Source organism: Bacillus sp. NPDC094077, from assembly GCF_050279465.1.
In the GTDB taxonomy this organism is placed as follows: Bacteria; Bacillota; Bacilli; order Bacillales; family Bacillaceae_G; genus Bacillus_A.
Genome location: NZ_JBNNUF010000001.1, coordinates 93,289 through 108,257, shown reverse-complemented (window position 1 = coordinate 108,257; position 14,969 = coordinate 93,289). Strand labels below are relative to the sequence as shown.

The window sequence follows — 14,969 nt, the reverse complement described above, 5'->3', positions numbered from 1 at the left end:
CATTTGGATCATGATAAAGGTTTGGAATGTGTAATCTTGGAATACATATCCATTTCTCGTTGACAAACGATTATTTTTCTGAAATAGTAGCCTAGAGGAATCCTTGTGAAAAAACAAGGATTTTTCTATTGAAAATGGTATATAAAAGAGATAAGATAACTTGCCAAAACGATAGGTTAGGCGTTATTCTATAATAGAAACATATGTTCTGATTTGATTAGGAAAGGGGCAAGGAGTTTGGCGAAGCATCAGTTCCAATACAATGAAGATGCAATTCAAGTATTAGAAGGACTTGAAGCCGTTCGAAAACGCCCGGGTATGTATATCGGGAGTACGGACAGCCGTGGATTGCATCATTTAGTATATGAAATAGTAGATAACTCCGTTGACGAAGCGTTAGCGGGATTTGGCGACGAGATTTCTGTCGTAATACATAAAGATAATAGTATTAGTGTTATTGATAAAGGGCGAGGAATGCCTACGGGAATGCATAAACTTGGGAAACCTACACCTGAAGTTATTTTAACTGTACTTCATGCTGGTGGTAAGTTTGGTCAAGGTGGCTATAAAACGAGTGGTGGTTTACACGGTGTTGGGGCATCAGTTGTAAACGCCTTATCAGAATGGCTAGTTGTAACGATTAAGCGTGACGGAAATATTTATGAGCAACGTTTTGAAAATGGCGGCGTTCCTGCAACGACGTTAGAGAAAATCGGGAAAACAAAAGAGTCTGGTACAACGATGCACTTTAAACCAGATACAACTATTTTTAGTACAACAAATTACAATTATGAAACATTATGTGAGAGATTACGGGAATCAGCATTCTTATTAAAAGGAATGAAGATCTCAATAAAAGATGAACGAAATGATTTAGAAGATGTATTTCATTATGAAACAGGAATTGAAGCTTTCGTTTCATATTTAAACGAAGAAAAAGATTCAATTCATCCAGTTGTATACTTCACTGGTGAACAAAATGGGATTGAAGCAGAACTAGCATTTCAATTTAACGATGGTTACTCAGAAAACATTCTTTCGTTTGTAAATAACGTACGTACAAAAGATGGTGGAACACACGAAGCTGGATTTAAGACAGCGATGACACGTGTGTTTAATGAGTATGCTCGTAAAGTTTCGCTATTAAAAGAAAAAGATAAAAACTTAGAAGGTACAGATATTCGTGAAGGTGTAGCAGCTATCGTTTCTGTACGTGTACCAGAAGAAGTACTTCAGTTTGAAGGGCAGACGAAAGGGAAACTAGGTACAAGTGAAGCTCGTTCTTCAATTGATGCCATTGTATCTGAGCATTTAGCATACTTTTTAGAAGAAAATCCGGATGTAGCTACACTTCTTGTGAGAAAAGCGATTAAAGCAGCGCAAGCGCGTGAAGCCGCTCGTAAAGCGAGAGAGGAAGCACGTACTGGTAAAAAGAAAAAGAAATCAGAAGGTACATTAAGTGGTAAGTTAACACCTGCACAATCACGTAATCCGCAAAAAAATGAATTATATTTAGTGGAGGGTGACTCTGCCGGTGGTTCTGCAAAGCAAGGACGAGACCGACGTTTTCAGGCGGTATTACCATTACGTGGTAAAGTAATTAATACAGAAAAAGCAAAGCTTGCTGATATCTTTAAAAATGAAGAGATTAATACAATCATTTATGCGATTGGTGGCGGCGTAGGAAATGAATTCGATGTGGAAGATATTAACTACGATAAAGTTGTAATTATGACCGATGCCGATACAGATGGAGCTCATATTCAAGTATTGTTACTAACTTTCTTCTACAGATATATGAAACCACTTATCGAAGCTGGCAAAGTATTTATCGCACTTCCACCTTTATACAAAGTAAGTAAAGGTAAGGGAAAGAGTGAAGTTATTGAATACGCATGGTCAGATGATGAATTAGATGGTGTGACGAAAAAAGTTGGAAAAGGCTATATGTTACAGCGTTATAAAGGACTTGGTGAAATGAATGCGGATCAATTATGGGAAACAACTATGAATCCTGAAACGCGTACATTGATCCGCGTGAAAATTGATGATGCTGCAAGAGCGGAGCGCCGCGTTACAACGTTAATGGGTGATAAAGTAGAGCCGCGCCGTAAATGGATTGAACGTAACGTACAATTCGGTATGCAAGAAGAAGGTAATATTTTAGAAAATGAAATGATTATGGAGACGGAGGTGGAATAACATGCAAGCAGAGAAGTTTCATGACCTCCCGCTTGAAGACGTGTTAGGTGACCGCTTTGCACGTTATAGTAAATATATTATTCAAGATCGCGCGCTTCCAGATGCACGTGATGGTTTAAAGCCAGTACAAAGACGTATTTTATATTCTATGTATGTAGAAGGTAATGTACATGATAAAGCGTTTCGTAAATCAGCTAAAACAGTAGGTAACGTTATCGGTAATTATCATCCACATGGAGATTCCTCTGTATATGAGGCAATGGTACGTTTAAGTCAAACTTGGAAAGTGCGTAATGTTTTAGTTGAAATGCATGGTAATAACGGTAGTGTTGATGGGGATCCAGCAGCAGCAATGCGTTATACAGAAGCGCGTTTATCACCAATCGCATCTGAGTTATTACGTGATTTAGATAAAGAAACAGTAGAATTTGTGTCGAACTTTGATGATACGAGTGAAGAACCGGTTGTATTACCAGCAATGTTCCCGAACTTATTAGTGAATGGATCTACAGGGATTTCGGCTGGTTATGCAACAGAAATTCCTCCACATCATCTTGGAGAAGTTATTGATGCTACAATGATGCGTATTGATAAGCCGAATAGTACGGTTGATGATTTATTAACAGTTATTAAAGGACCAGATTTCCCTACAGGTGGTATTATTCAAGGGATTGATGGTATTAAAAAGGCGTATGAAACAGGTAAAGGCAAAATTATTATTCGAGGAAAAGCAGAAGTTGAAACGATCCGCGGTGGGAAACAGCAAATCGTAATCACTGAAATTCCTTACGAAGTGAATAAGGCAAACCTTGTTAAGAAAATGGATGAATTACGTCTAGATAAAAAGTTAGATGGAATTGCTGAAGTTCGTGATGAGACAGATCGTACAGGTCTTCGTATTGTTGTAGAATTAAAAAAAGAAGCAAATGCTGAAGGTATTTTAAATTATCTATATAAAAATACAGATTTGCAAATTCCATATAATTTTAATATGGTAGCGATCAATAATCGCCGTCCAACACTTATGACATTACCTAAGATTTTGGATGCATATATTGGACATCAAAAAGAAGTCGTTACGAGGCGTTCACAATATGAATTACGAAAAGCAGAAAATCGTCAACATATTGTAGAAGGTTTAAAGAAAGCATTATCGATTTTAGACCAAGTAATCGAAACGATTCGAGCTTCAAAAGATAAGCGTAATGCGAAAGATAATTTAAGTGCAAAATTTGGTTTTACAGAAGCGCAATCGGAAGCTATTGTATCTCTACAATTATATCGTTTAACAAATACGGATATTACAGCATTAGAACAAGAGGCGGATGAGCTTAATAAGAAAATTATAGAGCTACAGTCGATTTTACAAAGTGAAAAAAGGTTACTTCAAGTAATTAAAACTGATTTAAAGAGAGTTAAGAAAACATATAGTGATGATCGCCGCGCTATTATTGAAGAACAAATTGAGGAAATTAAAATAGATGTGGAAGTGATGATTCCACAAGAAGATGTCATCGTTACTGTAACGAAAGAAGGATATGTGAAACGTACTGGATGGCGCTCACATAATGCCTCAAATGGCAAAGACTTCGGTATGAAAGAGGGTGACATCTTACTCGAACGCTTCGATACAAATACGACGGAGACAGTCCTCTTATTTACGAATAAAGGAAACTATATATATCTTCCAGTATACGAAATGCCAGATATTCGTTGGAAAGATTTAGGTCAACACGTTGCTAACATTGTTTCACTCGACCGAGATGAAACAATCATTTGGGCAACTGTCGTACCGAACTTTGAGGAAGAAAAACGATTTATCGTATTTGTAACACGAAATGGTATGATAAAGAAAACAGAATTAAATCAATATAAAGTACAGCGCTATTCAAGAGCGTTCGTTGCTGTAAACTTGAAAAAAGATGATGAAGTTGTCGATATATTTGCAACAGATGGAACAAGAGATATTGTTCTTGCGACACATGGTGCATATGCACTTATTTTCCATGAAGATGAAGTAAGTCCAGTTGGTGTAAGAGCCGCTGGTGTAAAAGCGATTAATTTAAAAGAAGATGATTATGTCGCTTCTGGTAAGCCGTTAAATGGTGAAAAGGATCAACTTATACTCGTAACGCAGCGTGGTGCTGTTAAACGTATAAAGGCATCAGAAATTGAGAAATCAACGAGGGCGAAGCGAGGCCTTGTTATTTTTAAAGAGTTAAAACGTAACCCATACCGCATTGTCGGTATTGAAATTGTTCGGGACGATGAAGTAATTTACATGAAGACAGAGAAGCACATTGTAGAAGAAATTGATCCAAAAGCGTATCGAAATAAAGATCGGTATAGTAACGGTAGTTTAGTGCTAGATGTTAATGATACTGGTGAAGTTGTAGAAACGTGGACGAAGAAAAGACCGGAATAAAGTGAAACTTTAAACAGTGGGGGGCATCCCCCACTGTTTATTAGTTGAACCAATCGGGCTTTTACTGCCCGCAAATAGCGGATAAAGGAAGCATCTTGCTATGAATGGTAGCAAGATGCTTTTTTTCTAAGCAAATTATTATGTATATAAAAATAACATTGCTATAATAGTAAAATGAAATCGTTCTCACAAATGGAGGGACAACATGAAAAAAATAGGTGTAGGGATTGTTGGATTTGGTTTTTCTAGTACAACATTTCATATCCCATTATTACAAACGATAGAAGAATATGATATTTGCGCCGTATTATCCTCAAAAGAAGAGGTAGTAAAAGAAACGTTACCAAGCGCTAACGTCGTTAGTACAATTGATGAATTAGTGAAGCGAGATGATGTTGAATTAGTTGTTATAACTTCACCGAATACAACTCATTTTCCATATGTAAAAGAAGCAATTTTACATGGTAAGCATGTTGTTGTGGAAAAACCATTTGTTGTTTCAATTGAAGAAGGAGAAGAACTTATCTCATTAGCAGAGCAGCATAATGTGATGTTAAGTGTATATCATAATCGTCGTTTTGATAATGATTTCTTAACAATTAAGAAATTGTTAGAAAAAAATAGAGTAGGAAATGTATACGCATATGAAGCGCATTTTGATCGTTTCCGTCCTAATGTACGTGATCGCTGGAGAGAAAAGAATTTACCAGGTTCAGGTATATTATATGATTTAGGATCGCATTTAATTGACCAAGCATTATCGTTATTTGGGAAACCAGATGCGATCAGCGCAGATGTAATAAAGCAACGACCAGGTGCGGAGATTGATGACTACTTCCATGTTGTACTTCACTATGGTGTTAAGCGTGTCATTTTACATAGTAGCAGTTACGTGAAACAAGCTGGACCACATTTTACAGTACATGGAGATAAAGGGTCTATCGTGAAGTACGGTATGGATTCGCAAGAAGAACAATTAAAAAATGGAGTAAAGCCCGGCGACAACGGTTATGGCACAGATACTGAAGTGAATTTTGCTACTTTAGAAACAGAAGAAGAGTTAGTGCGTATTCCAACAGAAGTTGGTTGCTATGACATGTATTATAAAGGTGTGCGAGATAGTATATTCAATGATGTAAACCCACCTGTAACAGCACAAGAAGGTTTAGATGTTATTAAACTGATTCAATTAGCAATTGAAAGTAGTGAAACGGGTAGAGCCATTTCTGTAAAATAAAAAAGACACGAATTTCGTGTCTTTTTTATTTTTGTGGAACAGAAAGACCATAAAAGAACATCGTAACTATATCTTGTATATGCTTTTCTCGATCTCTTTCAAGAAGTTTTGCTCCGAAATCATCACCTAATTTAGTGAACATTTGAATGTAAAGTAACATCATTTCTTTTGAAAGGTGAGGGTTTATTTCATTTTTACGCTGAGCTCGTTCTAATATTTCTAAATACCAGGGAAGGATTTTTTCGTTTTGATAACTATAAATAAACTCTCGGAGCGCTTCGTCTTTTTGCATCATTTGTAACAACATATCGGGCTGAAATAATCCTCCAGTTTCCATTTTTCTAATGATCATCTTTTGCATCATTTCATGAAAAGGAATATCTTCATCTGCTAACTCTTTATAGTAATGGAATTCGCTCTCTATAAATTCTTGTATAAGTTCTCTAAATAACGCATCTTTACTTCCAAAATGATTATAAATTGTAACTTGAGAAACGTTTGCTTCTTTTGCAATATCCTCTATTTTCACTTCATTAAATCCACGTTCTGAAAATAAAACGAAGGCTGCTTCCTTAATGGCACGTTTTTTCTTTTCTTTCACTTTTTCAAAACCGTTCAATGCAATCACCTCAATTAAAATATACAAGAAAATATAGGTGAAAACAATAATTTTGAAATATGTACTTGTAAATATTTCAAAAGTTGTTGCGAATATAAAAAATGAGGAGTACAATAATTTTGAAATATCAAGAATGAAATATTTCAAAAAACGAGGTGGAAATATGATTTCAGTTCAAGATGTCACAAAAAAATTTTCTAATGGAAAAGGTTTGTTTCATATTACATTTGATGTAAAAGAAGGCGAAGTATTTGGTTACTTAGGTCCGAATGGTGCCGGGAAATCAACAACGATTCGTAATTTAATGGGGTTTATAAAACCAACAGCTGGGAAATCATCAATTTTTGGATTAGATTGTTGGGATGATGCTGCGAAAATTCAAAGAGAAGTTGGCTATCTACCAGGAGAAATTTCTTTTATTGAAGGAATGGATGGATTAGGGTTTTTAAGGTTAATGCAAGGGATGCGTGGGTTAAAGGATACGAAAAGACGAGATGAACTGATAGAACGTTTGCAATTTGATGTGAAAACACCGATTCGAAAAATGTCTAAAGGGATGAAGCAAAAAGTAGGAATTGTGGCTGCATTTATGCACGATCCGGAAGTACTAATCTTAGATGAACCGACATCAGGACTCGATCCACTTATGCAACAAGTGTTTATAGATTTAATAGTAGAGGAAAAGCAAAGAGGGAAAACGATTCTTATGTCCTCACATATTTTCACTGAAATTGAGAGAACGTGTGATAGAGTAGCGATTATTAAAGACGGTCGCCTTGTTACGGTTGAAAATATTCATGATTTACAAGGAATGAGAAGACAGGTGATAGATGTAACAGTATCATCTCAAGAAGAAATTGAGTCTCTTGCAAAATGTGATTTGCAATTTGAAGCTGTGAAAGGTAAAGAGGCGTCTATTATTATACAGGGAAATTATCAAACTGTTTTACAAACACTTTCAAAATATAATGTAACGGTACTTCAAACGAGAGCGATGGATTTAGAACATTTATTTATGCACTATTATGATAAGAAAGAAGGGATAAAGCATGAATAAACAATTATTTTTAGCTAGTTTGAAAGAAACACAAAAAAGTATTTTGAGTTATGCGACTGGTGCCGCACTATATTTATGGTTATTAATTTGGATATTCCCGTCAATGGTTTCAGCGAAAGGTTTAAATGAATTAATAAGCGCTATGCCTGATAGTGTGAAAAAAATCGTTGGTATGGAAAGCCCGATTCAAAACGTAATGGATTTTTTAGCTGGTGAGTATTATAGTCTATTGTTTATTATTATTTTAACAATTTTTTGCGTAACAGTTGCGACACATTTAATTGCTCGCCATGTAGATAAAGGAGCGATGGCATACTTGTTAGCGACACCTGTATCTAGAGTGCAAATTGCTATTACGCAAGCTGCTGTTCTCATATTGGGACTACTAATAATTGTATTTGTCATTTATGTAGCGGGTATAGTAGGTGCAGAATGGTTTTTAAAAGATAATAACTTAAATAAAGAATTATTTCTGAAGATAAACGTAGTCGGTGGGCTAATATTTTTAGTTGTTAGTGCGTATTCATTTTTCTTTTCTTGTATATGTAATGACGAAAGAAAGGCACTGAGTTATTCAGCAAGTTTAACAATCTTATTTTTCGTATTAGATATGGTAGGGAAACTAAGTGATAAGTTAGAGTGGATGAGAAACGTATCTTTGTTTACACTGTTTCGTCCGAAAGAAATTGCTGAAGGAACATATAATATATGGCCAGTAAGCTTAAGTTTAACTGCTGGAGCACTTTGCATTTTTCTAGTAGCAATAGTTGTTTTTAGGAAGAGAGATTTACCGTTATAAAGTAGAAGTCCACTGAGAAAGTGGACTTTTTTGTTTGTAAATTTGACTTGATATGTGTATAGTGTAGCATCCTAATTAGGGGGTTTATCTTTCTTTATAAAAATATTCAAAAAAGTGAACCTTTTTCTAGGCTCCCCCGTCTAATATGTGTAAAGTTAAATTTGAAGTGAGGATGAAACAGGAGGAGCAATTGTGAAAGTAATCCCTTTATACAAAATGATTGTAAAAGAAGAAACAGATGTTTCCTTAGCGAAAAAAGGTGATCATGAAGCTTTTATGATGCTTATACATACAGAAAAATTGAAGATGTATCGCATTGCAAAGGCGATGCTACATGATGAGACAAATATAGAGGATGCCATACAGACGACAATTTTAAAAGCCTATGAAAATATAAAAAAATTAAAAAAAGAAGAGTTTTTTCAAACCTGGCTAATTCGAATTTTAATAAATGAGTGCAACAATATCATTCGGTCTTATAAAAAAATAATTATAATCGAAGATCAAGATAGTAGTATGGTAGCTTTCGATCAATACGAAGATATTGACCTGTGTAATGCTATTCAGTCTTTAACGGAAGAACTTAGAGCTGTAACCGTACTGTATTATTATGAAGATATGAATCAAGAAAGTATTGCAGCGCTTTTAGAAATTCCGAAAGGGACGGTTAAATCAAGATTGTCACGTGCAAGGGAACGATTAGAAGAGCGATTAAAGATGGAATAGGGGGTGTAGAGGATGGATAGTGAAAATTCATTTGATGAGAAATTAAAAAAGAGAATACAAGATGAAAAAGTTATAGTGCCACCAGAGTTAAATGAAAAGATAAATGATACATTGCATAATCTGCCGGTAAAAAAGAAGAATTACAGAGTTCATCTGATGGTTATTAGTGCTGCTGTTCTAGCACTTTCAATTGTCTCTATGTCCGAGTTTTCTATACAAAGTTTTGCGCAAAACGGAGGAGTATTTGAATATGTAAAGAAGAAGGCGTTTTCTGACTATGAAAATGAAGAAGAAATAAAATCGAACGTAAATTATCCAGATAAGGAAAAGATTCATCAAAAGATGCTGGATTCAATTGATCATTTTAAAAATATTTCAGGACAATTCGAGGAATATTCTAGCTCTACAAGAATTGCTACAACATATAAATATGCGATTGATACGGAAAAACAAAGAGGTATCTCTTCAAAAGAAGATAAACTATCGAAAAAAAGAACGACTATATATAACGAGGGCAAGAAAAAAGAGTTTGATGATGAGAAGTATACATATAAAGAGACAAAATGGAGCCCAGAAAAAAGAAATAATGAACTATTAAAATTAACCCCTACGGAAAGACTATTGAGAAAATCAGGTGAGAAAAAACGGTATGATGGCGAATATGTGGGATTCGCTAAGTATAGTATCCAATCAGAATTTGCTGATTTACTAATTCGATATAAAGATTGGAGTTATAAAGAAACGAAGTATCTCGGATTAGATTGTTACAAGATAGAAGGGGAAATTAATATAGAAATGCCTGCAAGTACAGCTGAAGATTTAAGAGGGAGATTTGAAATGATTGTAGAGAAAAATACAGGGGTTATGTTGAAATTCCTTAGTTTTAATCAAGGGATGATTCAATATTCTATTACAACGGAATGGATACAAATAGATAAAGGATTGAAAGAAAGTTTGTTTCAAAAAGATAATGCTCATTATGAAAAATTGAAGAACATATTAGATGAATAGAAAATGGAGGGAATGAAATGGAGAATAACTCGTCTTTAAGAGAAATGAAAAATAAACGGAAATATAAAAAGACGATGATAATAAGTTTTGTGCTAGGAGTATTGTTATTTTGCGGAGTTGGATATGGTGCCTCTGTATATATGAAAACTTCTAATCTTGTACAAAAATCTAGTTTGACTTTAGCGCGTGGTGAAAAATCAAATTTGCGTGAAAAATCGGTAAAACCAATTGCAAACAATGTTTCGCTTCTAATTATGGGAATAGATGAAAACGCGGAGCGCCAAGAAGAATATAGAGGAGCTTTTCATACGGATGCACTCTTATTAGCTACTTTTAATAAAGATGATAAGACAGTGAAGTTAACGAGTATACCACGTGATACATATACATATGTTCCAATTGAAAAAAAGCAAGATAAAATAGCACATGCATATGGAAGAGGATTTGTAAAGAATGGTAAAGATGGTGGACCACAAGCGTCAGTCGAAGCAGTAGAAAAATTGTTACAAGTTCCAGTTGATTATTTTGTAAAATTTAATTTTGGATCATTTATTAAAATTGTTGATGAGCTTGATGGGATTGAAGTAGATGTCCCGGTCGAATTTACGGAACAAAATAGTAAAGATGAACCTGATGCGATCCATTTGAAAAAAGGGCTACAAAAATTAACAGGGGAAGAAGCGCTTGCACTAGCAAGAACGCGTCATATTGATAGTGATGCAATGCGAGGTCAGCGTCAACAGCTTGTTATTGAAGCGATTTTAAGTAAATTAAAAAGTGTAGGTTCAATTACAAAGCTAGAGGGAATGGTTGAGGCGGTTGACGGTGATTTTAAAACAAATTTGGCATTGGATGATATTTTATCTTTTTATAAATACGGTTTAAACGGTTCAGTTGAAAAAATTCAATTAGCCGGTGATGATTTATATTTACCTAACGGACCAAATGGCCAACGTGTATATTATTATAACCCTAATAAAAAGGACTTGCAGAGTTTGAGTAATACTCTTAGAACACATCTAGGGTTAAGTGCGAAGCAGATTGAGGAGAATTAAAGTAGACGTAACGTCTGCTTTTTGTTTTGTTTAATAGTATATCATTTAAAGTTTAATATTATATACTATTTTAAAATTATAGATAATAGTGTAACATAATAATGGGGTTCAAGTTAAGTAACAGGGGGGCTATCAAATAGAATAAATGTTTTGATTAAAATAGTTTGGGAGAAATGAAAAAACAGGGGAGTATTTAAAAATGAGGATTGCAAAGAATTTAACATTCCAAGTTATTGTGGCAATTATTTGTGGTATTGCAGTAGGAGCAATTTGGCCGAGTGTTGGGCAACAAATGAAGCCGATTGGTGAAACGTTCATCAATATGATTAAAATGGTTATTGCACCGATTATCTTTTTAACAATTGTGCTTGGTATTGCAAGTATGGGGAATATGAAAAAGGTAGGACGCGTTGGTGGGAAGGCGCTATTATATTTTGAGATTGTTACAACTTTTGCTCTTATTATCGGTATTATCGTAGCGAATGTCGTACGTCCTGGAGATGGATTAGATCCTTCGAAACTACAGGGCGGAGATGTTTCGCAATATGTTCAAAGCGGGAAAGGAATGCAATGGATGGATTTCTTTTTACATATCGTTCCATCTAACATGTTTGAGGCATTTGCTAAAGGCGATATTTTACAAGTGTTATTTTTTTCTATTTTATTTGGAGCAGGATTAACGATGCTAGGGAAAAATGGACAACCTGTTATCGACTTTTTTGAAAGATTATCGAAAGTATTTTTTAACATTTTATCAATTGTTATGAAATTGGCACCAGTAGGAGCTTTTGGTGGAATGGCGTTTACAATTGGAAAGTATGGTATAAGTACGTTAATACCACTTGGTAAATTAATGATTTGTGTATATGCAACAATGGCATTATTTGTTTTTATCGTTTTAAATTTTATTTGTAAACTTTATAAATTTAGCTTGTGGAAGTATTTAGCACATATTAAAGAAGAATTACTCATTGTTCTCGGTACATCATCATCTGAATCTGTACTACCGCGTATGATGACAAAAATGGAAGACTTCGGGTGTTCAAAGCCGGTAGTAGGTTTAGTTATTCCAACAGGTTACTCATTTAACTTAGATGGAACGACAATTTATTTATCCATGGCAACAATATTTTTAGCACAAGTTTTTCACGTCGATCTTTCACTAGGTCAACAATTAACTATAATAGCTATTTTGTTGGTTACATCTAAAGGTGCAGCAGCAGTAACAGGTGGAGGATTTATTGTGCTAGCATCTACTTTATCTGCGATGAATGTTATCCCGTTAGAAGGCCTAGCACTTTTACTCGGTGTAGATCGTTTCATGTCAGAAGCACGTGCTATCGTTAATTTAATTGGTAACGGTATTGCGACTGTAGTTGTTGCGAAAAGTGAAAATGAATTTAATGATGAGAAGTATACGAGAGTAATAGAGGAAATGAAAAGAGAGAAAATGGCCGGATAAAAAAGTCAGCAGCGCTGACTTTTTTATTTTTGTAAGAAAGATGTTTTCGGATATATACATTATTTATTAAGAATAATTAGCATGTGTTAAAGCGATAAATAAGAGGAGGGCTATTAAATCAGGATATGTATATGAATGGGAAAATAGTATTAAAAAACATATGGAATTTTTATGAATACTACTGTAAAAAAATAATTTTTTAAAAATTTTTAATAATAATACTTTACAATTTTTTAAAAATTAGTAGAATAAGAATTAATAAGAATCGTCTGATAAATATATAGAGAAAAACAGAATTATCAGAAAATTCTTAAATGATATCGTTAAGAATTAGGGAGGGTACAGAAAGTGAAAAAGAAAAAAATCAAAAAACTAACAGCAGTTGTAGCACCAGTTTTAGCAATGAGTATGGCACTTACAGCATGTTCTACAGGTGGAGATAAGAAGACAAGTACAAATTCTAGCTCTAGTGGAGATAGTAAGTCTGGAGAAAAGTTAGCGGCAAAGCAAGTGTTAAATCGTACGGAAACAAATGAAATTCCAACAATGGATACTTCGAAAAATACAGATACATTAGGTTCTCAAATTTTAGGGAACACAATGGAAGGGTTATATCGTTTAGATAAAGACAATAAACCAATCCCAGCTGCGGCAGATTCAAGCACGAAGAGTGAGGATGGTAAAAAATATACATTCAAATTACGTAAAGATGCAAAATGGTCAAATGGTGATCCTGTAACAGCGAAAGATTTCGTATTTGCATGGCAACGTCTATTAGATCCAAAAACAGCTGCTGAGTATGCATTTATCGCATTCCCAATTAAAAATGCAGAAGCGGTTAATAAAGGAGAAAAACCTGTAACTGAATTAGGAGTAAAGGCTGTAGATGATAATACGCTTGAAGTTGAATTAGAGCAAGCAGTGCCGTACTTCTTAAACTTAGTTTCATTCCCATCGTACTATCCACTAAATGAGAAATTCGTAAAAGAAAAAGGGGATAAATACGGTTTAGAGTCTGATACAACAGTTTATAACGGACCGTTCGTTCTTACGGATTGGAAGCACGAGCAAGGCTGGAAACTAAAGAAAAATGATCAATATTGGGATAAAAAGACTGTAAAATTAGATGAAATTAACTATAGTGTCGTAAAAGAAGTAGCTACAAGAGTAAACTTATATGATACAGGTGCAATTGATTTCGCACTTTTATCAGGTGAATTCGTTGATAAGTATAGAAATAATAAAGATGAGTTTGGAACATACTCACAAGTAAGTACTTACTTTATTCGTATGAACCAAAAACGCGGTGGACAAGATACACCATTAAAGAGTCAAAAATTACGCGAAGCAATCGCACTTTCAATCGATAAAAAGAATTTAGCAAACGTTATTTTAAATGATGGATCTAAACCTGCTGATTTCTTAGTACCGAAAGGATTAGCAACTGGACCGGACGGTAAAGATTTCCAAGAGACATTTAAAAATGGTATCAAACCAGATGCGAAAAAAGCAGCTGCTGCATGGGAAGAAGCGAAAAAAGAGCTTGGAAAAGACCAAGTTACAATTGAGCTATTAAACTATGATACTGGTAATGCGAAAAAAGTAGGGGAATATGTTAAAGATCAAATTGAGAAAAACTTAAAAGGTGTAACAGTTAATATTAAACTTCAGCCGTTCAAGCAAAAACTGAAATTAGAAACAGAGCAAGATTATGATATTTCATATGGTGGCTGGAATCCAGACTATGCGGATCCGATGACATTCTTAGATATGTTTGAGTCTAAGCATTCTCATAACCAAATGAGCTTCTCTGATCAGAAGTATGATGAAATGATCAAAAAAGCTGGCGGTGAATTAATGGGTGATGCAAAGAAACGTTGGGATGAACTAGGAAAAGCTGAAAAATTATTACTTCAAGAAGATGTAGCAATTGTTCCATTATATCAACGTGGTGATGCTTACGTTCAAAAATCAAATGTGAAAGGCATTGTTCACCATAACATTAGTCCGGAGTATAGCTTCAAATGGACATATATCACTGAAAAAGATGGGGAATAATTTTAAACAGTGATGCTATATTTAAGTGGATGCATACAAGTTTCTTAGCTTACTTTGTAGCGAGAATTTGACTGCCCAAAATAGAAAGATAAAATGATAAAGCATTCCAAAAGTAAACACTTACTCTTGGAATGCTTTTTTATTATGAGATTAAATGGAAATAAACCAATAAGTACAAGGACTATGGTACGTATATAGAGCATATGTGGGAATTCGTATAGTAGTAATTGCGAAAAAAATACATATTTATAACGGGTGAATAATTTTTAGAATATTTTAAAAATAACTTTACAAAACTTGAAAAAATAGTAGAATATT

General features: G+C 34.4%; 11 protein-coding genes. 10 read left to right on the top strand and 1 reads right to left on the bottom strand.

Features of this window, described 5'->3' with window-relative positions:
- Positions 1 to 237: 237 nt before the first annotated feature.
- The 3 genes from parE to ACQKNR_RS00475 all read left to right on the top strand — a co-directional run bounded on the left by parE (position 238) and on the right by ACQKNR_RS00475 (position 5,864).
- Positions 238 to 2,202, top strand: a complete 1,965-nt coding sequence (gene parE / locus ACQKNR_RS00485) for a DNA topoisomerase IV subunit B (protein WP_427314584.1) — start codon at positions 238 to 240, stop codon at positions 2,200 to 2,202.
- Between the two features lies 1 nt (position 2,203).
- The gene (gene parC, locus ACQKNR_RS00480) at positions 2,204 to 4,627 is read left to right on the top strand and encodes a DNA topoisomerase IV subunit A (protein WP_427314582.1); all 2,424 of its coding nucleotides are present in this window, start codon (positions 2,204 to 2,206) and stop codon (positions 4,625 to 4,627) included.
- Between the two features lie 205 nt (positions 4,628 to 4,832).
- Positions 4,833 to 5,864: an oxidoreductase gene (locus ACQKNR_RS00475; RefSeq protein ID WP_427314580.1), complete on the top strand. Its 1,032-nt coding sequence runs from the start codon at positions 4,833 to 4,835 to the stop codon at positions 5,862 to 5,864.
- A gap of 25 nt (positions 5,865 to 5,889) precedes the next feature.
- Here the strand turns inward: ACQKNR_RS00475 and ACQKNR_RS00470 are convergent, their stop codons facing one another.
- The gene (locus ACQKNR_RS00470) at positions 5,890 to 6,492 is read right to left on the bottom strand and encodes a TetR/AcrR family transcriptional regulator (RefSeq protein WP_427314578.1); all 603 of its coding nucleotides are present in this window, start codon (positions 6,490 to 6,492) and stop codon (positions 5,890 to 5,892) included.
- Between the two features lie 154 nt (positions 6,493 to 6,646).
- On the opposite strand from ACQKNR_RS00470, the gene ACQKNR_RS00465 reads away from it, so the two are divergent.
- The 7 genes from ACQKNR_RS00465 (at position 6,647) to ACQKNR_RS00435 (ending at position 14,651) form a co-directional block, all read left to right on the top strand.
- Positions 6,647 to 7,540, top strand: coding sequence for an ABC transporter ATP-binding protein (locus ACQKNR_RS00465; protein ID WP_427315784.1), 894 nt, complete (start codon positions 6,647 to 6,649; stop codon positions 7,538 to 7,540).
- Positions 7,533 to 8,339 (top strand): ABC transporter permease subunit, encoded by an 807-nt coding sequence (locus tag ACQKNR_RS00460; protein ID WP_427314576.1) that lies wholly within the window; start codon positions 7,533 to 7,535, stop codon positions 8,337 to 8,339. The genes ACQKNR_RS00465 and ACQKNR_RS00460 overlap by 8 nt, the downstream gene beginning before the upstream one ends.
- A gap of 192 nt (positions 8,340 to 8,531) precedes the next feature.
- On the top strand, positions 8,532 to 9,065 hold the full coding sequence (locus ACQKNR_RS00455) for an RNA polymerase sigma factor (RefSeq protein WP_427314574.1): 534 nt from the start codon (positions 8,532 to 8,534) through the stop codon (positions 9,063 to 9,065).
- Between the two features lie 12 nt (positions 9,066 to 9,077).
- On the top strand, positions 9,078 to 10,076 hold the full coding sequence (locus ACQKNR_RS00450) for an anti-sigma factor (protein ID WP_427314573.1): 999 nt from the start codon (positions 9,078 to 9,080) through the stop codon (positions 10,074 to 10,076).
- A 17-nt stretch (positions 10,077 to 10,093) separates the two neighbouring features.
- Positions 10,094 to 11,131 carry an LCP family protein gene (locus ACQKNR_RS00445; protein WP_427314572.1) on the top strand — a complete coding sequence of 346 codons (1,038 nt, stop codon included), beginning with the start codon at positions 10,094 to 10,096 and terminating at the stop codon, positions 11,129 to 11,131.
- Positions 11,132 to 11,330: 199 nt separating this feature from the next.
- The gene (locus ACQKNR_RS00440) at positions 11,331 to 12,593 is read left to right on the top strand and encodes a dicarboxylate/amino acid:cation symporter (protein WP_427314570.1); all 1,263 of its coding nucleotides are present in this window, start codon (positions 11,331 to 11,333) and stop codon (positions 12,591 to 12,593) included.
- 348 nt (positions 12,594 to 12,941) lie between these two features.
- On the top strand, positions 12,942 to 14,651 hold the full coding sequence (locus tag ACQKNR_RS00435) for a peptide ABC transporter substrate-binding protein (RefSeq protein ID WP_427314568.1): 1,710 nt from the start codon (positions 12,942 to 12,944) through the stop codon (positions 14,649 to 14,651).
- Positions 14,652 to 14,969 lie beyond the last annotated feature (318 nt).

What these genes read in the sequence shown, in the direction of transcription:
- ACQKNR_RS00445 (WP_427314572.1), top strand. Translation starts at nt 10,094, where the DNA reads ATGGAGAATAACTCGTCTTTAAGAGAAATGAAAAATAAACGGAAATAT.
- ACQKNR_RS00440 (WP_427314570.1), top strand. Translation starts at nt 11,331, where the DNA reads ATGAGGATTGCAAAGAATTTAACATTCCAAGTTATTGTGGCAATTATT.
- ACQKNR_RS00475 (WP_427314580.1), top strand. Translation starts at nt 4,833, where the DNA reads ATGAAAAAAATAGGTGTAGGGATTGTTGGATTTGGTTTTTCTAGTACA.
- ACQKNR_RS00465 (WP_427315784.1), top strand. Translation starts at nt 6,647, where the DNA reads ATGATTTCAGTTCAAGATGTCACAAAAAAATTTTCTAATGGAAAAGGT.
- ACQKNR_RS00460 (WP_427314576.1), top strand. Translation starts at nt 7,533, where the DNA reads ATGAATAAACAATTATTTTTAGCTAGTTTGAAAGAAACACAAAAAAGT.
- ACQKNR_RS00450 (WP_427314573.1), top strand. Translation starts at nt 9,078, where the DNA reads ATGGATAGTGAAAATTCATTTGATGAGAAATTAAAAAAGAGAATACAA.
- parC (WP_427314582.1), top strand. Translation starts at nt 2,204, where the DNA reads ATGCAAGCAGAGAAGTTTCATGACCTCCCGCTTGAAGACGTGTTAGGT.